This window comes from Amycolatopsis keratiniphila subsp. keratiniphila, from assembly GCF_001620365.2.
Classification (GTDB): Bacteria; Actinomycetota; Actinomycetes; order Mycobacteriales; family Pseudonocardiaceae; genus Amycolatopsis; species Amycolatopsis keratiniphila.
Genome location: NZ_LQMT02000039.1, coordinates 233,931 through 254,922 on the forward strand (window position 1 = coordinate 233,931; position 20,992 = coordinate 254,922).

Sequence of the window (20,992 nt, forward strand, 5' to 3'; positions counted from 1 at the left end):
GCCTGTTCGAAGGCACCTCCTCAGACCCGAAAGGGAACCCGAAATGAAGGAGAAAAACCCCATGCAATCCTGGGCAAAGCGCGGACTCCAGACCGCGTTGGTCACGGGTGGGTTGTTGATGCTGGGCACCGGCATCGCCTCGGCTGACGAACAGGTCAACCCCGACACCCCGGCCTCCCCGCTCGACGCGAACGTCACCGTTCCGGTCGAGATCGACAACAACGCCGTTGGCACGCCCCTCGGCCAGGCCGACCTCCCCGGCTACAAGGGCGAGATCAGCACCAAGGCCGTCACCAAGCCCGTCTCGGAGGCGCTGGACTCGGCTTCGTCGCCCGGCGGCAGCACCGACGGCATCGGTGGAGGGCTCCCCAGCCTTTCCGGCAAGAACGCGGTCCCGGCCCCGCTGGCGGCCAAGGACTCGGCCCGTCAGGTCAGCGGCGGGGTGACCGGCGGTGGGTTCACCACCACCGACGACATCCTCAAGGGCAACAAGGTCGTCGGTGACGTCGTCGTCCCGATCCAGATCGTCGACAACGCCATCGGCGTGATCGGCGACGCCGAGGTCGAGGGCGGCACGCACGACCAGACCTGGGCGCACAACCAGGACATCGAGACCACCGGTGAGGACTCCAGCCTCGCCGGGAACGTCGTGTCCCTCGACTGGGCACTGCCCGTGCAGATCGCAGGCAACGGCGGCGGGCTCGCCGGCGGCACCGGCCGCGTGGTCGGCGGTTCCGCCAGCCAGAGCACCACCGAGACCGGCAACATCACCACCGACGGCGAGGGCTCCGCCCTGTCCGGCAACGTGGTGGCCGGCCAGTTCGCCACCCCGGTCCAGGTCACCGGCAACGCCGCCTCCTGGATCATCGGCAACGCCAACAGCTCCGGCTACGAGGCCGAGACCGAAGCCACCTCCGGCGGCTGGGTCGAGACCGACGGTGACGACTCCGCCCTCGGCGGCAACGTCGGCGCGGTGCCGATCGCCCTCCCGGTGAAGGTGAACGACAACGCGGCCGCCGCGTGGGGCTCGCTCGCGAACTCCAACAGCAGCTCCTCCGCGGACGCCACCGCCGGTGACACCACCCCCGGCTGGAGCAACGTCCCCAGCTACGTGCAGACCTCCGGCGAGGACTCGGCCGTCGCGGGTAACGCGATCGTGCCGCAGACCGCGGACGTCGCGAACGTCGGCGGCGTGGCCGCCAGCTGGATCGGCCTCGCGAACACCGGCACGGAAGGCGGGACCAGCCAGTCCAGCACCGTCGACGCCGGTGGGTTCATCAGCAGCGAGGGCGAAGGCTCCGCGGGCGGCGGCAACATCGTCGACCCGGCCGTGGCCGCTCCCGTCGAGGTGACCTGCATCGCGGGCACCTACATCGGCAGCGCCAACGTCGCCTCGTGCGAGAACACCGTCGACGCGAACGCCGGGAACGGCACCCACACCACGGGTGACGACTCCACCCTGGCGGGCAACGTCGTCAACACCCAGGCCGCGCTGGCCCCCGAGGTGTTCGGCGTCGCCGGCTCGCACATCGGACAGGCGACCGCCGAGGCGTCCGAGACGAAGACCGTGACCGCGGGTGCGTACGACGGCACCACGGGCAACGACTCGTCCGGCTCGGGCAACATCGTCCAGGTCCCGGCCGCCGTTCCGGCCGAGGTCTTCGGCGTCGGTGGCTCGTTCATCGGTCAGAGCACCGCCTCGGCCGAGGAGACCAAGGTCGTCTCCGGCGGCGGCGGCGGGAACACCGCCGACGACAACGGCTTCCTCAGCTCCAACCTGGGCACCGTGCCGGTTTCGCTGCCGGTGCAGGCGTTCGGGATCGGTGGCGCGTTCATCGGCCAGGGCCACGGCGGCGCCGACGGTGACACCACCTCCAACGCGGGCGGCGACGTCCACGCGACCGGTGACGGTGGCGCGGGCTCGGGCAACCTGGTCTACGGTCCGGTCTCCCTGCCGGTCCAGGCGCACAACTTCGCCGCGGTGCTCGGCGGGATCGCCTCGGGCACGGGCACGAACCTCACCGACTCGAACGCGGGCGGCGACGCCACCGCGAACGGTGAAGAAGGCGCGCTGGCGGGCAACATCGTCCAGACGCCGGTCGGCGGCGCGGTTCCGGTGACCGGGCACGGCATCGCCGGTGCGGGCATCGCCGAGGGCGACAGCGTCAGCGACGTCCTGTCGGAGGCCGGCGGCGACGCCACCACCACCGGTGACGAGGGCGCGGTTTCGGGCAACATCATCGGCGCGCAGGCGCTGCCGATCGTGCCGGTCACCCACGACGCGGTCGCGGCGGCCGGTCTGGCCGACGCCGAGGGCGCCAACACCGTCGACGCCCTTTCGGGTGGCGACGTGGAGACCTCCGGTCTCGACGGATCGCTCTCGGGCAACATCCTCGACATCCCGGCCGCGGTCGACCCCGAGGTGTTCGGGAACGCCGTCGCGGTGGCGGGTGCCGTGTCCGAGACCGAAGCCGACAGCATGATCACCGGCCAGGCCGGTGGCGACAGCATCACCGACGGCAGCGGATCGGCCCTCTCGGGCTTCAACTTCCACCACCCGCTGGTCTTCGTGATCCCGCTGAACGAGTTCGAGATCCCGATCCTGGCGATCGCGGACGAGAACTCGACCGACTCCACCGTGATCAACGAGGAGGAGTTCACCCGCGCCTTCACCGACTCGGTCGGTTCGGAGATGCCGATCGACGCGCTGCCCGCGCTGCCGTTCGGTGCCCCCGCGCTCGACGGTGCCGGCGCACTGCCGTCCACCCCGGCGATCGGTGGCGCCCGCGCCGACGGTCCCCAGGTGGCGACCCTGCCCGTGCAGGTGGCCGGCCTGACCGCGCTGAAGCAGCTGCAGAACATCCCGGCGCAGCTGCCGAAGTCGGACCTGCCCGAGCTGCCCGGCACCCCGGCCCTGCCCGGTGTCCCGGCCCTGCCGAAGACCCCGGGTCTGCCCGGTGACGCCGCTCGTGCGGACGCCCCCAAGGTCGCGCAGCTGCCGACCCTCCCGGCGCTGACCAAGGGCCTGCCCACCACGGGCAAGCTGCCGGTGCAGCTCCCGGGCGCGGGCAACCTGCCCACCGCGGGTGCGCTGCCCACCGCCGGTGCGCTGCCGGTGCAGCTGCCCACCACGGGCACCCTGCCCGCGGTGAACAGCACCCCGGCGATGCCGACCGCGCAGGTCCCGGCTCTGGCTGGCGTCGACTCGTCGCCGCTGAGCATGTTCCAGCGCTTCATCGGCACCCTGACCGGCAAGAAGTTCCACACCATGTGAACCTGCCAGTCGGCTAGCGCCACTGAATGAACCGAAGCGGGCCCGGGAGACACTCCCGGGCCCGCTTTGCGTGTTCAGCCCCTCGGGGTGAAAAGCGCGTCCTGCGCGGCGCCCATCGCGGTCAGCACCGCGCCTGCCAGCACCGCGCCCCCGCCGACGGTCCCCGCCCGCACCTCGGTCCGCAGCGGTGAGATCTCCGAGAGCCGCCGGCTCACCCGTGCCGCCAGCGCGTCGCCGCCTGCCCGGCCGATCTCCCCGCCGAGGACGAGACAGCCCGGGTCCAGTACCGCGGTGACCGCGGCGGCGCCGATCGCGATCCGCTCCGCGACGATCTCCAGGAAGTCCTCGGCGTTCGAGTCGATCGCGTACCCGATGGCCGCTTCGGCCGCGGCGGCGTCGTCGGCAGGCGACGCCGGGATGCCGTGCGCGCGGGCCAGTTCGCAGAGCGCGGCGCTGCCGGCCAGCGTGTGGAAGCCGCCGTCGCAGTCCGTCGCGGTCGGGAGCCGACCGGGGCCCAGCATCGGCAGGAACCCGATCTCGCCCGCGCCGCCCGACGCGCCCCGCCGCAGCGAACCGTCGAGGACGACGGCCGCACCGACCCCGAAGCCCAGCCACAGCAGGACGAACGTGTCCCGGTCGCGGGCGGCGCCGAGCCGCTGTTCGGCGGCGGCCGCGAGGTTGACCTCGTTCTCCAGCAGCACCGGGACACCCAGCCGCCGCCGGAGTTCGTCGACGAGTTTCCCGTGCCACGCGGGCAATCCCCCGGCGTGCCGCAGCCCGCCGGTCGCCGGGTCGACCAGACCGGGGGCGCCGACGGCGATCGTGTGCAGCGCGGACGCGCCCGCTTCGGCGGTGGTGGACTTCAGCAGGGCGATCGCCCGCTCCACGGCCTCGTCGGTGTCGACGTCCAGGTCGAACGGCAGCGACGCCTCCGCGCGAGTCAGGCCCAGCAGGTCGGCGACCGAAACGGCGATGCCGTGGGTGCGGACGTCGAGCCCGGCGAGGTACGCGCGTTCGGCGACGATGCCGTACAGCTTCGCGTTCGGGCCCCGGCGGTCCGCGCCCGCCTCGCCGACGATTTCGATCAGGCCCGCGTCCCGCAGCCGCTCGACGAGGTCCGCGACCGTCGGCCGGGAAAGCCCGGTCAACGTCTTGAGCTGGGCGGCCGTCAGCGAGCCCTCGCGGTGGAGCAGGTCGAGGGCGAGACGGTCGTTGATGGCACGCGCCGTGCTCGGGGAGGCGGACGGCGTCCGGATGACACTCACCGGCAGATCCTCCCAGAATTAATTATCAGGTTCCCTTCCTGATAGTTTACGCTGACGCCGTCGAGTCGTCTCATGGACCTTGGGGGCCCAGTGACCAACACAGTGGAAACCGTCGGCGGGCCGACGCGGCGGGTGCGGCAGGCGCGGGTCGCCATCGCCGCCGTCTTCGCCGTACACGGCGCGGTGACCGGCAGTTTCGCCACCCGGATCCCCTGGATCCAGGAACACGCGGGGATCAGCGCGGGCCAGCTCGGCCTCGCGCTCGCCTTTCCCGCCATCGGTGCCTCGCTCACCATGCCGCTCGCCGCGCGGATCGGGCACCGGCTCGGCGGCAGGCTGGGGCTCCGGCTGTTGCTCGCGTACTGGACGCTGGCGCTGATCCTCCCGTCCCTGGCGGGAAACCTCGTCACCCTGTGTCTCGCGCTGTTCGTCATGGGCACCGCGGCCGGGACTTCGGACGTGCTGATGAACGCCCTCGGCGTCGACGTCGAGGAGAAGATGGGCAAGTCGGTCATGTCGGGGCTGCACGGCATGTGGACCACGGGCGCGCTCGTCGGCTCCGCGGCGGGCACGCTCGCCGCGCACGCCGGCTTGGACGCCCGGATCCACTTCGTGATCGCGTCGGCCGTGCTCACCGTCGCCGGCGCACTCATCTGCCAGGGGGTTTTCGACGTCCGGAGCGCACCCGACGAGCACCCGCCGCCGAGGTTCGCGCTGCCGCCGAAGTCGGCCGTGATCATCGGTGCCGTCGCGTTCTGCGCCGTCTTCGCCGAGGGGGCGAGCCTCGACTGGTCCGCCGTCTACCTGCGTGACGTCCTCGGCACCTCACCGGGCATCGCGGCCGCGTCGACCACCGCGTTCACCTGCACGATGGCGGTCGCGCGGCTCTCGGGCGACGCGCTGGTGCGGCGCTTCGGCTCGGTCAAGACCGTCCGCGCGGGCGGGGTGTTCGCGACCGCGGGCGGCCTGCTGGTCGTCTTCGCCGTCCATCCGGTGATGGCGATGGCCGGTTTCGCCTTGATCGGACTCGGTGTCTCCGTCGTCGTGCCGCTCGCCTTCGCGGCGGCAGGACGCAGCGGGCCGACGCCGAGCCAGTCGATCGCTGGCGTCGCGACCATCACCTATTCGTCGGGTCTCGTCGCGCCGTCGCTCATCGGCGGGATCGCCGACCTGACGTCGCTGACGGTGTCCTTCGCGGTGGTCACGTTGCTGGCGCTCGGTTTGGTGGCGGGCGCCGGTGTACTGCGATCCCGCTAGTCGAACTGGAGGGAACGCTTGGCGAGGCCGTGCCAGTAGCCGTCGATCACGGTCTCGCCTTTGCCCTCCGAAGAGCTCGCGCCGAGCGAAACGAACAGCGGCGCGAAGTGCTCGATCCTGGGGTGCGCGATCGCCGCGGCGGGGGCCTTGCGCTGGAAGTCCAGCAACGCGTCGAGGTCGCCTTCGCGCAGGGTTTCCGCACCCCAGTGGTCGAATTCGCTCGACCATGACGGCGGCGTCCCGTCGGTGCCGTCGGTCTCGCGCATGGCGCTCAGGTTGTGGGTGAAGAAGCCGCTGCCGATGATCAGCACGCCTTCGTCGCGCAGTGGCGCGAGCTTCCGGCCCAGGTCGAACAGCTCCCGCGGGTCCAGCGACGGCATCGACACCTGCAGCACCGGGATGTCGGCGTCGGGGTACATCTCCACGAGCGGGACGTACGCGCCGTGATCGAGGCCGCGGTCGGGCGCGTCGTGGACCGGAGTCTGGGACGAGCGCAGGAGTTTGCGCACCTTGTCCGCCAGTGCGGGAGCGCCGGGCGCGGCGTATTCCACCTGGTAGTAGCGATCCGGGAAGCCCCAGAAGTCGTAGACCAGCGGCACCGTTGTGGTGGCGCCGAGGGTCAGCGGCGCCTCTTCCCAGTGCGCCGAGACGACGAGGATCGCCTTCGGTTTCTCGAGGTCCGCCGACCAGCCGGCGAGCTGGCGGGTCCAGGTGGCGTCGTCGGCGAGCGGCGGCGCGCCGTGGCTGAGGTAGAGCACCGGCGTCATGTCAGCTCCAGGTGTTTGAACTTTCAACTACCAGGATAGACGACGTCGGCCGCCTTCGCCTTATTCCCGGGCGAGGTTCGCCGCCATGCGTTCCAGTACGCCGACCGTCGCCCGGTACTCGTCGTCGCCGATGCCTTCGGTCACGCGAGTTCGGAACTCATCGACCTTGGTCTTCAGCCGGAGGTGCGCCGCCCGGCCTGCTCCGGTCAGGCCGTCCTCGTCGATCCAGCCGCGAAGGCGCAGGTCGGCGATGGTTTCCCGGAGATCTCCGAACGGCTTCAGTGCCTCGGCGGGCGACGCTCCCGTGTTCAGGACCTGCCAGTGGCGGCGGGTCAGTGCCTCGGTGGCGAGGATGCGGTCCAGTGAAGATTCGAGAGCCTGGTGAAGGTGGGCGAACCAGAATCCGATGGGCTTCATGGATACTCCTGAGGCAGACGACAACTACATGTAAAAATACATGCATTTGGTGAGGACGGGCAATGACGGACGCCGTGGCCGACGTGGAACGCGCGATGATCGCCATCCGGCGAAGCCAGGCGAGGCGATCGCTGTCGAAACTCGCCCGCGACCGCGCCGAAACGATGCCGGACCAGGCGATACAGGGGCTCCTGGACGCCGTCGAGGCGGCTGAAGAGAGCGGCGAACCGGGCACCGTCACCAGCCTCGCGGCGGCGTTGGCCATCGACCAGCCGCGGGCGAGCCGCCTGGTCGCCCGCGCGGTCGAGGGTGGTTTCCTCCGGCGCGAGGCCGATCAGCGCGACGGCCGCCGCGCCGTCCTCGTGCTCACCGAGGCCGGGCGCGCCGAAGTGACGCGGATGCACGAATTCCGCCGCTCTGTGTTCGCCGAGGCGATGGCGGACTGGCCGGACGGCGACCGTCGCGAATTCGCGCGGTTGCTGACCGCGTTCGTCCGGAACTACGGGGCACTCGGCGTGAAGTAGTTGACCAGGTTGCCGTCGGGGTCGCGGAACAGCAGCGACCGGTTGCCCCACGGCATCGTGGTCGGCTCCTGCACGATCTCGGTCAGGTCCGCCAGCCGCTCGTACTCGCGGTCGACGTCCTCGACGCGGAATTCGAGGATCACGGTCCGGTTCGATTCGGGCACGGCGGCGCCCGCGCCGAACAACCGCATCGTCTCGGCGCTGCCGATCGCCAAGGTGCACGACGGGCCGACGAGTTCGGCGAACTGCTCGGAGCGCCACCGCGCGTCGAGGCCGGTCGCCTTCTCGTAGAAACCGGCGAGGCGGGCGACGTCGTGGGTGATCACACGGACGGAAACGAACTGCACGATGGATCCTTTCGGGTGCCAGAAAGCGGGACACCGGTCACGCTAGGAGCAATACCGGGCAGAATCCGCCCGGTATTCTCCGGCTTGTGACCAGGCCCATCGCCCGTGTGCTCGCCCTGCTGGAGATCCTGCAGAGCGGCGGCACACGCACCGTCGGGGAGCTCGCCGAGCGGCTGGACGTGGACGAGCGCACTGTCCGCCGCTACGCCGAACACCTCGTCGACCTGGACATCCCGGTCCGCTCGGTGCGCGGCCGGTACGGCGGCTACCGGCTGGCCCCCGGCTACCGGATGCCGCCGCTGATGCTCACCGACGAGGAGGCACTGGCCGTCCTGCTCGGCCTGGTCGCGGGACGGCGTGCGGGGCTGATCACCACGTCGGTCGCGGCCGTCGAGAGCGCGGTCGCGAAGGTCCGGCGGGTGCTTCCCGAAGCGCTGGGACGCCGGTTGGACGCACTGCTGGAGACCGCCGACTTCACCGCTCCCGCCCGCAAGGCCTTGTCGGCCGAGGCCGAAGTGCTGCTCACCGTCGCGGAGGCGGCGCGGGACCGGCGTCCCGTCGGGCTCGCGTATCTCGCCGGTCACGGCGGGGCGAGCGAACGCGTCGTCCATCCGTACGGCGTGGTGGCGCACTCCGGACGGTGGTACCTGACCGGCTTCGATTCGGCCAGCGGTGAGGTGCGCACCTTCCGCGTCGACCGGATCAAGTCGGCCGAGACGCGGTCCGGGACCTTCGAGGCGCCGGACGGTTTCGATCCGGCCGAGCGAGTGCTGACCGCGCTGGCCGAGACGCCGTACCGGCACGACGTCTCCGTGCGGATCCAGGCGACGCCGGAGGAGATCCGCGCGGTCTTCCCGCCGTCGGTGGCCACCCTCGAAACCGACGGCGACCGGGTGCGTGCCCGCATCCGGGCGCAGCGGCTGGACTGGATCCCGCCGCTGCTGGCCGCACTCGACCGGCCGTTCGACATCGAACGGCCGGCCGAGCTTCGTGACCTGTTCGGCGCGCTGGCGGCCCGGCTGGCCGAGCGGGCGCGCTGATCGCTCACTTGCCGCAGAACACCGTCCGGACGAGCTTGTCCAGCGCCGCCGGGTACGACGGCAGCGGGTCCTTCGCGGAGTCCCCGCCGGTGATCGACGCGGTCAGTGTCTTGCTGCCGTCGGGCGAGCTGTACATCAGCGAGCCGTAGCCGTTGACGCCGCCGTTGTGGTTGAGGACGGTGCCGCAGCCCGGACCCAAGTCCTGGGTGAACTGCCCGAGACCGTAGAAACCGTAAAGGCTTTCGCTGCCGGGGTGCGTCTCGCGCATCTCGGCCAGCAGCCGGGCCGGGAGGAGCTTTCCGCTCTGCAGTGCGGAGAAGTACGTCTGGAGATCCTTGGTCGTCGAGATCATGTCGCCCGCGCTGGAGATCCACGACGGGTTCTGGTGGGTGACGTCGATCGTCTTCCACTGGCCGGCGTCTTCGTAGCGGTAGTAGGCGTGGGCGTACGGCTTGGGCATGCCTGCCCACGCCCCCGGCGAAACGGTGTCACGCAGCTTGAGCGGCCGCAGGATCCGCCGGTCCAGCTCGTCGGCGAAGGGACGGCCGGTGAGCTTCTCGACCAGCAGCCTCGCCACCACGTAGTTCGTGTTCGAGTAGCTCCAGCTCGCTCCCGGCGCGAACACCGCGGGCTTGGACACGGCCAGCCGCACCAGCTCCTCCGGCTGGTAGGTGTGGAAGCGCTTGTCCACCCATTCCTGTCCGGCCCACGGGATCCCCGGCGTGACCGTGCCGTCCGGGTGGTACTGGCCGGTGTGGTTGAACAGCCCGCTGGTGTGCTGCAGCAGCATCCGCACGGTGATCCGCGGATCGAGCCCGAACTGCGGGAGGAACCCGGCGACCGGGGTGTCGAGTCCGATCCGGCCCTCGGCCACCAGTTGCAGCACCAGCGTCGCGGTGAAGTTCTTCGTCGTGCTGCCGACGCGGAAATGGCCGTTCGTCGGCGGTTTCGCGGTCCCGCCCCGCTCGCGGACCCCGGCGCTGCCGGTCCACTCGCCCCGCTCGTCACGGACGCGCAGCTGCATCCCGCCGAAGCCCGCGTCGACGAATTCCTGGGCCGCCTGCCGTAGTTCCGGGCGGTCCTGGCCGGCGGAGGCGGCGGGCGCGGTGACGCCCGCCAGCAGCGCGGCGGCCAACGCGGTGAGACCGATGCGGCGGAAGGTCTTCAGTGTCTTGGTCATGGCGACCACGTTCGCGGGCCGCGCTGACACGGGACGGTCACGGCGCTGACATGGGAGTCTCGATCATGGACGAATTCAGGTTCGAGCAGGACTTGGTGCGGGCTCTGCTGCGGGAACAGCATCCGGATCTCGCGGAGCTCGAACTCCGCGACGTCGAAGGCGGCTGGGACAACCAGCAGTGGCGCCTCGGATCGGAGCTGGCCGTGCGCCTGCCGCGCACCGAACGCGCGCCGGAGTTGTTGCGCGGCGAGCAGAAATGGCTTCCCGTGCTGGCCGGGTGCCTGCCGCTGCCCACTCCCGTGCCGGTCCGGATCGGTGAGCCTTCGGCCCTGTTCGAGCACACCTGGACGGTCACGCGCTGGGTCGAGGGCGAGCCTTCGGATCGTGCGCCGATCACCCGTCCGGACGCCGCCGGGACACTCGCGGGTTTTCTCGCGGCACTGCATCGGGAGGCGCCCGCGGATGCCCCCGTCAGCTCGACGCGCGGCATCCCGCTCGCCGACCTGCGCGACGGTTTCGACCAGGGGCTGGAGTTCATCGAGGGCGACGCGAACACCGACTCCGCACGGGAGATCTGGGACAAGGCCCTCGCGGCGCCCACGTGGGACGGGGCGCCGATCTGGCTGCACGGCGACCTTCATGCCGCGAACGTGATCGTGCGGGACGGAACACTCGCCGGGGTGATCGATTTCGGCGACCTGTGCGCGGGCGATCCCGCGACCGACCTGTCGGCTGCCTGGCTCCTGCTGCCCGAAGGCACGGCGGGCGGGTTCTTCGAGGCCTACGCGGTCGCGGACGAGGCCACCATCGCGCGGGCCCGCGGCTGGGCCGTCCTGCGCGCGTTGCACCTGATCGGCATCGGTCGCAACGGCAGGCTCGGCCGTCCCGGCGGAAAGCCGACCTGGGAGCCGGCGGCCAGGGCCGCCCTCGAACGCGCGTCAGCCTGAGACGCGGGCCTCGATGCCGTCGAGGAGGAAATCAAGGCCCATCCGGAAGGTCTCGTCGGCGTCGAGGTGGACGGCGTCGCGGACGACCGTGGCCAGCGAGGGGAGATTCCCGCCGGCGAACGCGCGCGTCAGATAGGGCCCGAGCGTGGTCTGCCACCGCTGCTCGTCCAGCCCGGTGGCCCGTTCCGCGCGCCGCTCGGCGATCTCCCGGCGGACCGCACCGATCGTGTACGCGTTGACCGCCGAGACCACCGGCATCGCGGAATCCACGCCGACGTCGCCCAGCGCCGACATGACGGCCTCGGCGGTGGCCAGCGCGTGCGGGCCCAGCTGGGGCCTGCCGCCGAGGAGATCGGCGAGCCATTCGTGCCGGTGGACGGCGCGGCGCATCGCGTCGGCGAGCGACCGCAGCACTTCCCGCCAGCCGTCCCCGGCCGGCCGGATCTCGGCGTGGGCGGCGTCGACCATCAGGTCGAGCAGCTCCTCCTTGTTCTCGATGTAGCCGTACAGCCGCATCGGGCCGACGTCCAGCGCGGTCGCCATCTTGCGCAGGGACACCGCGTCCAGGCCGTCCGCGTCGGCGAGCCGGATCGCCGCCCGCACGATCAGCTCCCGGCTCAACGGGGCCAGAGCAGGCCGTTCCGGCGGCTCCGGCCGCTCCCACACCACCATGGCGGTGACAATACATCGCATCGCTCGATACAGTGTATTGACCAATACAGTGTATCGAGAGGTGTGAATCATGACCATCGCCATCGTCGGAGCGGGCCTCGGCGGCCTGGCCCTCGCCCGTGTCCTGCACGGCCACGGCATCGAGGCCGTCGTGTACGAGCGGGAGACGTCACGTGACGCCCGTGGCCAGGGCGGCATGCTCGACATCCACGCCGACACCGGGCAGCGGGCGCTCCGCGAAGCAGGCCTGATCGACCGGTTCTCCGAGATCGCCCGCGGCGAGGGCCAGGACATGCGGCTTCTGGAACCGGACGGCACCCTGCTGCTGCAGGAAGACACGCCGGACGACGCGCCTTTCGAGCGACCCGAGGTCGATCGGGCCGATCTGCGTGACCTGCTGCTGGATTCGCTCCCCGAGCACACGGTGCGCTGGGGACACGCGTTCGAATCGGCCGGGGACGGCGTCTTGCGCTTCGCGAATGGGCACAGCGCGACGTACGACCTCCTGGTCGGTGCCGATGGCGCCAACTCTCGCGTGCGTGCCTTGGTCACCGACGCCCGCCCGGCGCATCTCGGCCACAACCTGGTGGAACTCCGCATCCCCGACATCGACCGCACCCATCCCGGCCTCGCGGCGATGGTCGGACGCGGCACCTACTGGGTGCTCGGCGACGGGAAATCCCTCGCCGCGCAGCGCAACGGCGACGGCACCGTTCGCGTCGGCCTCAGCTTCTACAACACCGCCGAGGACTGGTTCGCCACCGGCGGGATGCCGCTCGACGATCCGGCCGCCGCCCGGAAGTGGCTGATCGGGCGGCTCGACGGCTGGGACACGCGGTTCACCTCGCTGATCGAAGCCTGTGACGACGTGGTCGTGCCACGGCCGGTCACCGCCCTCCCCGTGGGCCTGACCTGGCCATCGGCACCGGACGTCACCCTGCTCGGCGATGCCGCGCATCTGATGCCGGCGGTGGGCGAAGGTGCCAACATGGCCCTGCTCGACGGCGCCCTCCTCGGCCTCGCGCTGGCCGGGCAGCCGGGCGATTTCCCCGCCGCCGTCAAGGAGTACGAACGGGAGATGTTCGACCGCACCAGTGCCGCCGCCCGGATGTCCGAGCGGGTCCACGAACTCCTGACGGCTCCGGACGCTTCCCGGAAAATGCTCGCGTTCTTCCAGCGAGACTGAGGCTAAGGTGCTATGAACGAAAACTGATTTCGTTCATAGCCCACGGGGAGCCGGATGCCGAGCCCGTTCAGTGCCGAGGACCGCGCCAGGATCACCGAGCGGCTCCTGGACGCCGGACGTGCCCTCTTCGCCACGCAGGGCCTGCGCAAGACCTCTCTGGACGACCTCGTGACCCCGGCCGGGATCGCCAAAAGCAGCTTCTACGCCTTCTTCGACTCGAAGGAGGCGCTGTACCTGGAGCTTGTGCTGCGCCAGGCCCCCGAGCTGCACGAACAGCTGGCCACGGTGACGAAGGAGGCCGAAAACGCGCGCGAGGCCCTCGGCGGTTTCCTGCGTGCCACGGTACGGATCTTGGCGGAGAACCCGCTCTACCACCGGCTGATCACCCATCCCGAGGAGATGCGGGCGGTGGCGCGGCGGATGGGTCCCGAGGAGATGGCCAGAGCCGAGCAGGTCCTGCCGCTGCCCGGATTCCTGGCGGCGGCCAGAGCAAAGGGTCAGCTCGTCGACGCCGACGACGACGAGCTGACCGGGGTGCTCCAAGCCGTGTTGCTGCTTCCCATGCACCGGCAGGACATCGGCGAGCAGCGCTACCCCGCCGTACTCGACCGGCTCATCGACATCGTCGCGGCGGGACTGATCAAGGAGTGACCATGCGCGAAGGTGTACTGGCCGGTGGTGCCCCGTACTTCGAGTTCGGCACGGGAAGCCCGCTCGTGGTCTTCCGGACGGTGCTGCCCGACTCGGCCAACCCCACCGGCGTCGCCCGCTGGGCGGAGGTGCGGTCCCTCAAACCGCTGGCCGCGCGGTTCACCGTGCTGACGGTCGGCAGGCGACCGGGCCTCGAACCCGGCGTCACCATGGCCGATCTCGCCGCCCACCACGCCGAAGAGCTGCGGGAACGGTTCGACCGCCCGGTCGACGTGCTCGGCGTGTCCATGGCCGGTTGCCTGGCGCTGCAGTTCGCCGCCGACCACCCCGGCCTGGTGCGGCGGCTGGTGGTCGGGGCCGCGGGCACCCGGCTCGGCTCGACCGGCCGCCGCGTCCAGCGTGAATACGCGGATCTTTTGGCCGCCGGACGGCATCGGGCGGCGGCCATGGCGCTGGCGCCCACGGTCGCGGAAACCCGGCCCGGCCGGGCTCTGCTGGCCGGGCTGCTGGCGCTGACCTCCGGCCGCCCGGCGGACCCGAACGGCATGGTGGCCATGCTGCGGGCGGAAGACGCCTTCGACATCGAAGACCGGCTCGGCGAGATCACCGCGCCCACCTTGATGATCGCCGGCTCGCGGGACGCCCTCTACCCGCTCGAACTCGCCGAGCGGGTGGCCGACAAGACGCGCCGCGGCGATCTCAAGGTCTACCCGGGACGGCGGCACCACACCGTGATGAGCGATCGGCGCTTCACCAAGGACGTCTTCGAGTTCTTGCTTTAGTCGTGTGACAGGTCGACGAAGCGGCTGTAGTGCAGCTGGTGCGCCACGGTGATCGTCGCCGTCGGCCCGGCACGGTGCTTCGCGATGATCAGGTCCGCCTCGCCCGCCCGCGGGTCGTCGCGCTCCCACGCGTCGGGGCGGTTGACCAGGATGACGAGGTCGGCGTCCTGTTCCAGCGAACCGGACTCACGGAGGTCGGACAGCATCGGGCGTTTGTCGGTCCGCTGCTCGGGACCACGGTTCAGCTGACTGATCGCGATCACCGGGACCTCGATCTCCTTCGCCAGCAGCTTCATCTGCCGCGAGAACTCCGAGACCTCCTGCTGCCGCGACTCGACGCGCTTCCCCGAGGTCATCAGCTGGAGATAGTCGAGGACGACGAGTTTGAGGTCGTTGCGCTGCTTGAGCCGCCGGGCCTTCGCGCGGATCTCCATCATCGTCATGTTCGGCGAGTCGTCGACGAACAGCGGCGCCTCGGAGACCTCGCTCATCCGGCGCGCGAGCCGCGTCCAGTCGTCGTCGGACATCTTGCCACCGCGCATATCCGCCAGGCGGATTCGAGCCTCGGCCGAGAGCATGCGCATGACGATCTCGGTCCTGCTCATTTCCAGCGAGAAGATGACGCTGGTCAGACCGTGTTTGATGGACGCCGAACGCGCGAAATCGAGTCCCAGCGTCGATTTCCCGACACCGGGCCGGGCCGCGACGATGATCATCTGGCCGGGGTGCAGGCCGTTGGTCAGATCGTCGAAGTCGGCGAATCCGGTCGGGATGCCCTGCGACTGGCCGCCGCGCGACGCGATCGCGTCGATCTCGTCCATGGTCGGCTGGAGCAGCTCCTCCAGCGCGACGTAGTCCTCGCTGGTGCGCCGCTCGGTGACGTCGTAGATCGCGGCCTGCGCGCGGTCGACGACCTCGTCGATGTTCGCGCCGTCGGCCGCTGCCGCGCCGTAGCCGTACTGCACGATCCGGGTGCCCGCCTCGACCAGACGCCGCAGCACCGCCTTCTCGGAGACGATCTCGGCGTAGTACCCGGCGTTCGCCGCCGTCGGCACCGTCGCGATCAGGGTGTGCAGATACGGGGCGCCGCCGACGCGGCCCAGCTCGCCTCGGCGTTCCAGCTCGGCGGAGACGGTGATCGGGTCGGCGGGTTCGCCTCGGCCGTAGAGATCGAGGATGACGTCGTAGATCGCTTGATGGGCGGGGCGGTAGAAGTCGTCGGGGCCGAGGGCTTCGATGACGTCGGCGACCGCGTCCTTCGACAGCAGCATGCCGCCGAGCACGGATTGCTCGGCCGCGATGTCCTGCGGAGGCTGGCGGTCGTACTCGCCGCCACGCGGACCGGGGTCGCTGGGACCCGGGTCGGACTCCGCGTACATCGGATTGCGGTCGTCGGTCAGCGCCACCGCTGCTGCCACCTCCTCAAGACATCGAACACGCGTTCGATTATGCCAGAATTTCCCCGGTCGATCCGCCCGTGCCCGTCCGCCCCTCCCGCGGCTTCGGGCCCTCCCCTGTCTTCCCCTTGCCGGCCGGTCGACCACCACGGTGTGTACCGGCCCGGCGGGCACGCTAGGCCCCCCGAAAGGACGAGCGCAATTTCGCCTGGGGACCGCCCTGTGGACAACCTGGGGATGACTGCGGGCATCCCTTCACAGGTGGCCGAAACCCTGTGTACAACTTGTGGGCAACGCTGGGATGGTCTGACAAAAGCGCTGGTCAGCCCCTGTGGAGAGACTGTGGAGAACTTTATTCACCTCGCGACGGCGTGTCGGGCAAAACTCGTCGTTCGGCGTGTCGCACGCGGGCGCACAGGGGCGCCCTGTGGATGAATGCTACGGAGGGTAGAGGGGTGACCCGCCGGGCTGAACGGGCCGGAACTCAGGACGCGAACAACCTGCCCTGTGCGCTCCGTAGTCGTTCCGCGAGAACCTGCTGGTCGGCGGGTGTGAAGGCGATCCTCGGCTCGCCACTTCCCGGTACCTCTTCGGTCAGCCACCGGCCCTCGGTCGTATCGATGTAGTTCACCGGGCGTTCGATCCGCTGCCGCGCGCCGCTCCGGCCGCGGGCCGCGACGTAGAGGCTTCCGCTCCCCAAACGGCGTAACGCGAGGATACGGCGAAGCTCGTCGGCTTCCTGGCTCCCGGTGCTCTGCCGCCCGCTGCGAAGCACCTCGAAGCCCTCGTCCTGCGCCGTCGACGACGAGCGCGGAGCCTCGACCTGACTCTTCGGCACGGCGAGCGGACGGCCGCGTCCCGGCGCGAGCTTCGGGATCTGGTCGAGGAACTCGGTGAGCAGCTCTTCCGGCCGCGCGGAGGCCAGCGCGACACCGTCGTGCTCGCTGTGCCGGGCGAGCACGAAACCCTCGCCGCCGGCGCTCCCCGCGAGCAGGCTGAAGCTCAGCGCCTTGCCCTCGAACCCGCCGTCGACCCAGCCGTAGTACTCCAGCGACGGCCTGGCGATCGCTTCGAGGGTCGCCTTGAAACCGGGGTGCAGTCCTCGTGCGCCGAAGAGGCCCTGGCTTGCCAGTTCCTCATTGGTCCGCTCGTCCTCGGCCCGCTGCGCGTCCTCGTCGTACCAGGTCGGGGTCTCCGACAGGATCGTGTGCGGTTCGCCGCCTCGGCGGCGGATCAGCGTGATGAGGGTGCCGGTCGTGATCGTGACCTGTTTGTCCAGCACCGGAACTGCCCCCTAGTCGTTCTGTTCGTCCAGCCCGGAACAAGACAAGCCGGGCGCGCGGCCCCAATCTTGGCACGCGCCCGGCCTGCTCGTGATAGCTAGTCCTTCATCGGTGAACCCGCGACCGCGATCGAAGAGGCGGGTTCACTTCTGTGCCGTATTCCGCCATAGCGCCGGCTCCGCCCCGACACTTATTCGCCGATCACCGGCGGTGCGGTGAGTTCGTCGGTTCCGAAGATCTCGTTGGGGTCGTCGCCGACCAGGAACTTGGCGCTGCGCTCCTCGTCTTCACCGCCCTTACCCCGGGCGCCACCGGCTCCCATACCGCCCATGCCGCCCATCATTCCGCCCGCGCCGCGGCCCGCTCCGGAACCGGCGCCACCGGCGCCGCCGCCCACGCCGGCGCCACCCATCGCACCCGCGTTGCCGGGCAGGGCCGCGCCACTTCCGCCACCGGGACCGAAGCCGCCACCGGGACCGAAGCCACCGTCCGGGCCGAAGCCGCCCGCACCGGGGATGTCGGTGCCGCCGAAGCCACCGCCACCGCCGCCTCCGCCGCCACCCGGGCCGAAGCCGCCGGCGCCGGGGATCTTCGGCGGGGTGTAGCCGGACGCGTTCGTCCCGTCGTCCCAGGACGGCGGCTTGTAGTTGCTGCCGGGGATGTTCGGGTTGTACTGCCCGCCGGGCAGGTTCGAACCCGGCAGGTTCGAGCCGGGAAGGTTCGACCCCGGCAGGTTGCTGCCCGGAAGGTTCGAGCCGGGCGTGCCGATACCCGGCATGTTCGAACCGGGGATGTTCGGTGTGCCCGAACCGGGGATGCTCGGCATCGAACCGGGCGGCGTCGAGATGCCCGGCATGCCGTTGTGGCCGTTCCGGTCGCCCTGGCCGCCGCCGTCCTTGTCCTTGCCGTCTTTGTCCTTGCCGCCGCCGTTGACGTCGACGTTGGTGTTCTGCCCCTCCAGCTTGTTGTAGGTGGGCAGCTTCTTGCCGTTCTCGGAACTGGCCTTGAAGTACTCGTTGAACGCGTCGACGTTCGCTTGACCCTTTTGGTTGTAGTCCCGGATCGCGCGGTCGGTGTCGGTGGTCCACGGGGTGATGGAGTTGAGCAGGTTGTTCTTCGGCGGGTCCTTCGGGACCTGCTGCACCTTCGCCTTCACCGTGGTGAAGGCGGTGTTCTGCTCGCCGAGGTACTTGTCGGAGTCCACCAGCTTCTTGCCGGAGTCCTCCATCCACGCCCGCAGCGGATGCGCGCCCGACTGCTGCGCGGCCTCGGCGCTCTTACCGGTCCAGGCGGCGTCCATCTCCTTCGACAGGTTGTCGATGGTGGTCAGCCTGTCCTGGTAGCCGGCCTTGAGCCGGGTCGCGGCGGCCTGGCCCTCCTGGATCGACCCGGTACCCGGACCGGTGACGATCTTCTCCCAGATGTGGTAGCAGTCGATCTTGCGATCGCCGCCGGACGCTTCGAAGTCGCCGGATTTCGTGGTCGCCAGGTTGTAGGCCGAATACCCGGCGATGATCGGCAGCAGGAACACGTGTCAGCCCTCCTTCAACGTCTCGATCATCGCTTCCCCCACTTTGAGCGCGACCGGGCACGGATCACTCGCGCCGGGTCCGTTGTCGTACTGCACCAGGATGTTCACGGAGAGCTGGTCGGTCACGCCGACGAACAGACCGCATTTGCCGTTCTTGCGGTGGTCGAGCGACGCGGCGTACACCGCCGGGTAGCCCGCGACCTCGGTCGGCTCGAAGTACTCGTTGTTGGCCTTCGTGTCGTAGACGTCGCTCAGGCCGTTCTTGTTCGCGAGCACCGGGCTGATCTCGATCTGGTTCAGCTTGTCGTCGGCGGCGAAGATCGAGCAGCCGGGTCCGGCGCTCGTGGTCCGCCGCTCGCCTTCGCCGAGGCCGAGCTCGGTCCGCTTCGCCGCGGAAAGCGCGGCGCAGGCGTCGCTCTCGATCGACGAGGTCTTCAGCGGGTTCGACACCTTGGGCGCGGAGCCGGACGAGCCGCTCGACTCGCTCGAGGCGCCGGCCCCGGTCGTGTAGGAAGGCTCCGACGAGGCGGTGCCGTTCTTGGTGCCGGAACAGCCGGCGACCAGCGCGCCCGCGGCCAGGAGGAGAACGAGGGAACGTCGCATCACACGGCCTTGTGCTTGTTGAGCGAAGCCTGCGTTTCGGCCTCGTTCGTGGCGATCTTCTGCTTCGCGGCGGTCAGCTGGTCGATGTAGTTCTTGACGTAGTCCTGCATCTTCTGGTTCTGCTCCAGGAACGCCTTGCCCGACGGGTTGGCGAGCTTCTCCCAGTCCCCGCTCGCGAACTCCTTGCCGGGCGCCTTGACGTTCGCCATCAGGTTCGCGTCGGCGTAGTCCCGCTTGAGCTCGGCCTGCAGGTCCGTCCACTTCTTGATGATGCCGTCGATCTTGTCCTTGTCGAAGGTGAACCCGCCGCCGCCTCCGCCCGACGCCGGCTTGTCCGGGTTGGCCGGTGCGGACACCGAGACCTTCTCCTGCCGGTTCTGCTCGGCGTTGCTGTCGTAAGCCATTGCGTCCAGATCTCCCCGTGCCTCGACGTCGAGTCTCGATAATGCCTCGATCCCCAGTCAAGCTTAAGACGTGACCTGATGGGGTGCGGTTCCCCGTAAAACAAAGGGCGGGACACCTCCGTGATGGAGACGTCCCGCCCGTTGCCGAAGCGGTGTTACTTGGCCTTGACCTCGAGCCGCACGTCGACGCGGACGTCGGGGTGCAGACGGGCGCCGACCGAGTGCTTGCCCACGGTCTTGATGTGGTCCTTCAGCTCGATGACGCGCTTGTCGAGCAGCGGGCCGCCCGCGGCCTTGATCGCGTCCACGATCTCGGCGGTGGTGATCGAACCGAAGAGCTTCTTCGAGCCCTCGGCCGCCTTGCCGCTCAGCTGGATGGCGCCGAGGCCCTCCAGGGTCGCCTTGATCTCCTTGGCGTGGTCGAGGTCGCGGATGCGACGGCTCTCCTGCGCCCGCTTGATCGTGCGCACGTTCTTCTCCGCGCCCTTGGTGGCCACGATGGCGTAGCCGCGGGGGAGCAGGTAGTTGCGTGCGTAGCCGTCCTTGACCTCGACGATGTCGCCGGGCCCACCGAGGTTGGCGACGTCGGTGGTGAGAATGATCTTCGCCATTGACGTGCCTCCTTAGCGCGCGGTCGAGGTGTAGGGCAGCAGCGCCATTTCGCGGGAGTTCTTGACCGCGATGGCGATGTCACGCTGGTGCTGGCTGCAGTTGCCGGTCACCCGGCGGGCACGGATCTTCCCGCGGTCGGAGATGTACTTCCGAAGCAGGTTGGTGTCCTTGTAGTCGATGTTCTCCGGGCGGCCCTTCTTCTCGGCCTTGCAGAACACGCAGACCTTCTTCTTGGGCTTGCGGATGGGTGGCTTGGCCACGGTATTACTCCTGAATTTCTACGTAGTGGTTGTCTCGAGGCGTCTCGCGGAGCTGCTCGCCCGCGGTGGACGCCGGATCAGAAGGGCGGCTCGTCGGAGAAACCGCCGCCACCGCCACCGGCGGGCGGGGCGGAACCCCACGGGTCGTCGGCGGGCGGGGCGCTCTGGCCACCACCGCCACCACCGAAGCCGCCGCCACCGCCACCGGTGCCACGGCTGACCTTGTTCACCTTGGCGGTGGCGTAGCGCAGCGACGGGCCGATCTCGTCGACCTCGAGCTCGACGACGGTGCGCTTCTCGCCTTCCTTGGTCTCGAACGACCGCTGCTTGAGGCGCCCCTGCACGACGACTCGCGCGCCACGCGTCAGCGACTCGGCGACGTTCTCGGCCGCCTGACGCCAGATGTTGCAGCGCAGGAACAGGGCCTCGCCGTCCTTCCACTCACCGGACTGACGGTCCAGCGTGCGCGGGGTGGACGCGACGGTGAAGTTCGCGACCGCCGCACCGGAAGGGGTGAAGCGAAGCTCCGGGTCGGACGTGAGGTTGCCGATCACCGTGATGACGGTGTCTCCAGCCATCGGGAAAGTCCTTCG

At 70.0% G+C, this 20,992-nt stretch carries 22 protein-coding genes; 8 read left to right on the forward strand and 14 right to left on the reverse strand.

Annotated elements, in window-relative coordinates:
• Positions 1-61: 61 nt before the first annotated feature.
• Positions 62-3,274, forward strand: a complete 3,213-nt coding sequence (locus AVR91_RS36455) for a beta strand repeat-containing protein (RefSeq protein ID WP_083715340.1) — start codon at positions 62-64, stop codon at positions 3,272-3,274.
• Between the two features lie 74 nt (positions 3,275-3,348).
• Here the strand turns inward: AVR91_RS36455 and AVR91_RS36460 are convergent, their stop codons facing one another.
• On the reverse strand, positions 3,349-4,539 hold the full coding sequence (locus tag AVR91_RS36460; RefSeq protein ID WP_063274135.1) for an ROK family transcriptional regulator: 1,191 nt from the start codon (positions 4,537-4,539) through the stop codon (positions 3,349-3,351).
• Positions 4,540-4,629: 90 nt separating this feature from the next.
• Here AVR91_RS36460 and AVR91_RS36465 point away from each other — a divergent pair, with 90 nt between their 5' ends.
• Positions 4,630-5,796: an MFS transporter gene (locus tag AVR91_RS36465; RefSeq protein ID WP_063274134.1), complete on the forward strand. Its 1,167-nt coding sequence runs from the start codon at positions 4,630-4,632 to the stop codon at positions 5,794-5,796.
• On the opposite strand, the gene AVR91_RS36470 is transcribed toward AVR91_RS36465, so the two are convergent.
• Positions 5,793-6,563 carry a dioxygenase family protein gene (locus AVR91_RS36470; protein ID WP_063274133.1) on the reverse strand — a complete coding sequence of 257 codons (771 nt, stop codon included), beginning with the start codon at positions 6,561-6,563 and terminating at the stop codon, positions 5,793-5,795. The two genes, AVR91_RS36465 and AVR91_RS36470, sit on opposite strands and share 4 nt — an antisense overlap.
• Positions 6,564-6,623: 60 nt before the next feature.
• Positions 6,624-6,980, reverse strand: coding sequence for a hypothetical protein (locus AVR91_RS36475; protein ID WP_063274132.1), 357 nt, complete (start codon positions 6,978-6,980; stop codon positions 6,624-6,626).
• Between the two features lie 62 nt (positions 6,981-7,042).
• Between AVR91_RS36475 and AVR91_RS36480 the strand changes: the two genes are divergently transcribed.
• Entirely contained in the window at positions 7,043-7,504 is a 462-nt protein-coding gene (locus AVR91_RS36480; RefSeq protein WP_063274131.1) for a MarR family winged helix-turn-helix transcriptional regulator, read from the forward strand.
• Here AVR91_RS36480 and AVR91_RS36485 read toward each other — a convergent pair.
• Positions 7,480-7,851 (reverse strand): VOC family protein, encoded by a 372-nt coding sequence (locus AVR91_RS36485; RefSeq protein ID WP_063274130.1) that lies wholly within the window; start codon positions 7,849-7,851, stop codon positions 7,480-7,482. The two genes, AVR91_RS36480 and AVR91_RS36485, sit on opposite strands and share 25 nt — an antisense overlap.
• Positions 7,852-7,937: 86 nt before the next feature.
• Between AVR91_RS36485 and AVR91_RS36490 the strand changes: the two genes are divergently transcribed.
• On the forward strand, positions 7,938-8,891 hold the full coding sequence (locus tag AVR91_RS36490) for a helix-turn-helix transcriptional regulator (RefSeq protein WP_083737882.1): 954 nt from the start codon (positions 7,938-7,940) through the stop codon (positions 8,889-8,891).
• Between the two features lie 4 nt (positions 8,892-8,895).
• On the opposite strand, the gene AVR91_RS36495 is transcribed toward AVR91_RS36490, so the two are convergent.
• On the reverse strand, positions 8,896-10,071 hold the full coding sequence (locus AVR91_RS36495; RefSeq protein ID WP_063274129.1) for a serine hydrolase domain-containing protein: 1,176 nt from the start codon (positions 10,069-10,071) through the stop codon (positions 8,896-8,898).
• Between the two features lie 65 nt (positions 10,072-10,136).
• Between AVR91_RS36495 and AVR91_RS36500 the strand changes: the two genes are divergently transcribed.
• Positions 10,137-11,018 (forward strand): aminoglycoside phosphotransferase family protein, encoded by an 882-nt coding sequence (locus tag AVR91_RS36500; RefSeq protein ID WP_063274184.1) that lies wholly within the window; start codon positions 10,137-10,139, stop codon positions 11,016-11,018.
• Here the strand turns inward: AVR91_RS36500 and AVR91_RS36505 are convergent.
• Positions 11,010-11,690 (reverse strand): TetR/AcrR family transcriptional regulator, encoded by a 681-nt coding sequence (locus AVR91_RS36505; protein ID WP_063274128.1) that lies wholly within the window; start codon positions 11,688-11,690, stop codon positions 11,010-11,012. The genes AVR91_RS36500 and AVR91_RS36505 overlap by 9 nt on opposite strands.
• A 70-nt stretch (positions 11,691-11,760) precedes the next feature.
• Here AVR91_RS36505 and AVR91_RS36510 point away from each other — a divergent pair, with 70 nt between their 5' ends.
• The 3 genes from AVR91_RS36510 to AVR91_RS36520 are packed head-to-tail and all read left to right on the forward strand — an operon-like array spanning position 11,761 to position 14,309.
• Positions 11,761-12,876 carry an FAD-dependent oxidoreductase gene (locus AVR91_RS36510; RefSeq protein ID WP_063274127.1) on the forward strand — a complete coding sequence of 372 codons (1,116 nt, stop codon included), beginning with the start codon at positions 11,761-11,763 and terminating at the stop codon, positions 12,874-12,876.
• A 54-nt stretch (positions 12,877-12,930) separates the two neighbouring features.
• The gene (locus tag AVR91_RS36515; RefSeq protein ID WP_063274126.1) at positions 12,931-13,527 is read left to right on the forward strand and encodes a TetR/AcrR family transcriptional regulator; all 597 of its coding nucleotides are present in this window, start codon (positions 12,931-12,933) and stop codon (positions 13,525-13,527) included.
• Positions 13,528-13,529: 2 nt separating this feature from the next.
• Complete coding sequence (locus AVR91_RS36520; RefSeq protein WP_063274125.1) at positions 13,530-14,309, forward strand: alpha/beta fold hydrolase; 780 nt, start codon at positions 13,530-13,532, stop codon at positions 14,307-14,309.
• Here the strand turns inward: AVR91_RS36520 and dnaB are convergent.
• From dnaB to AVR91_RS36560, 8 genes are all read right to left on the reverse strand, one after another.
• Positions 14,306-15,715 carry a replicative DNA helicase gene (gene dnaB, locus AVR91_RS36525; RefSeq protein WP_016338295.1) on the reverse strand — a complete coding sequence of 470 codons (1,410 nt, stop codon included), beginning with the start codon at positions 15,713-15,715 and terminating at the stop codon, positions 14,306-14,308. The two genes, AVR91_RS36520 and dnaB, sit on opposite strands and share 4 nt — an antisense overlap.
• Positions 15,716-16,190: 475 nt before the next feature.
• A complete protein-coding gene (locus AVR91_RS36530; RefSeq protein ID WP_063274124.1) occupies positions 16,191-16,988 on the reverse strand; it encodes an ESX secretion-associated protein EspG in 798 nt (265 codons plus the stop codon).
• A gap of 191 nt (positions 16,989-17,179) precedes the next feature.
• Complete coding sequence (locus tag AVR91_RS36535; RefSeq protein ID WP_063274123.1) at positions 17,180-18,520, reverse strand: PPE domain-containing protein; 1,341 nt, start codon at positions 18,518-18,520, stop codon at positions 17,180-17,182.
• Between the two features lie 3 nt (positions 18,521-18,523).
• Complete coding sequence (locus AVR91_RS36540; protein ID WP_016338291.1) at positions 18,524-19,123, reverse strand: DUF3558 domain-containing protein; 600 nt, start codon at positions 19,121-19,123, stop codon at positions 18,524-18,526.
• Positions 19,123-19,527, reverse strand: coding sequence for a hypothetical protein (locus AVR91_RS36545; protein WP_063274122.1), 405 nt, complete (start codon positions 19,525-19,527; stop codon positions 19,123-19,125). The genes AVR91_RS36540 and AVR91_RS36545 overlap by 1 nt, the downstream gene beginning before the upstream one ends.
• A gap of 155 nt (positions 19,528-19,682) precedes the next feature.
• Entirely contained in the window at positions 19,683-20,138 is a 456-nt protein-coding gene (gene rplI / locus AVR91_RS36550; RefSeq protein WP_005168124.1) for a 50S ribosomal protein L9, read from the reverse strand.
• A gap of 12 nt (positions 20,139-20,150) precedes the next feature.
• Entirely contained in the window at positions 20,151-20,399 is a 249-nt protein-coding gene (rpsR, locus tag AVR91_RS36555) for a 30S ribosomal protein S18 (protein WP_005168122.1), read from the reverse strand.
• A 77-nt stretch (positions 20,400-20,476) separates the two neighbouring features.
• The gene (locus AVR91_RS36560) at positions 20,477-20,977 is read right to left on the reverse strand and encodes a single-stranded DNA-binding protein (protein ID WP_016338289.1); all 501 of its coding nucleotides are present in this window, start codon (positions 20,975-20,977) and stop codon (positions 20,477-20,479) included.
• Positions 20,978-20,992: the final 15 nt, after the last annotated feature.

Coding starts and splice junctions, on each gene's coding strand:
- AVR91_RS36455 (WP_083715340.1), top strand. CDS start 62: ATGCAATCCTGGGCAAAGCGCGGACTCCAGACCGCGTTGGTCACGGGT.
- AVR91_RS36470 (WP_063274133.1), bottom strand. CDS start 6,563: ATGACGCCGGTGCTCTACCTCAGCCACGGCGCGCCGCCGCTCGCCGAC.
- AVR91_RS36475 (WP_063274132.1), bottom strand. CDS start 6,980: ATGAAGCCCATCGGATTCTGGTTCGCCCACCTTCACCAGGCTCTCGAA.
- AVR91_RS36480 (WP_063274131.1), top strand. CDS start 7,043: ATGACGGACGCCGTGGCCGACGTGGAACGCGCGATGATCGCCATCCGG.
- AVR91_RS36495 (WP_063274129.1), bottom strand. CDS start 10,071: ATGACCAAGACACTGAAGACCTTCCGCCGCATCGGTCTCACCGCGTTG.
- AVR91_RS36500 (WP_063274184.1), top strand. CDS start 10,137: ATGGACGAATTCAGGTTCGAGCAGGACTTGGTGCGGGCTCTGCTGCGG.
- AVR91_RS36505 (WP_063274128.1), bottom strand. CDS start 11,690: ATGGTGGTGTGGGAGCGGCCGGAGCCGCCGGAACGGCCTGCTCTGGCC.
- AVR91_RS36510 (WP_063274127.1), top strand. CDS start 11,761: ATGACCATCGCCATCGTCGGAGCGGGCCTCGGCGGCCTGGCCCTCGCC.
- AVR91_RS36515 (WP_063274126.1), top strand. CDS start 12,931: ATGCCGAGCCCGTTCAGTGCCGAGGACCGCGCCAGGATCACCGAGCGG.
- AVR91_RS36520 (WP_063274125.1), top strand. CDS start 13,530: ATGCGCGAAGGTGTACTGGCCGGTGGTGCCCCGTACTTCGAGTTCGGC.
- AVR91_RS36540 (WP_016338291.1), bottom strand. CDS start 19,123: ATGCGACGTTCCCTCGTTCTCCTCCTGGCCGCGGGCGCGCTGGTCGCC.
- AVR91_RS36545 (WP_063274122.1), bottom strand. CDS start 19,527: ATGGCTTACGACAGCAACGCCGAGCAGAACCGGCAGGAGAAGGTCTCG.
- rplI (WP_005168124.1), bottom strand. CDS start 20,138: ATGGCGAAGATCATTCTCACCACCGACGTCGCCAACCTCGGTGGGCCC.
- AVR91_RS36560 (WP_016338289.1), bottom strand. CDS start 20,977: ATGGCTGGAGACACCGTCATCACGGTGATCGGCAACCTCACGTCCGAC.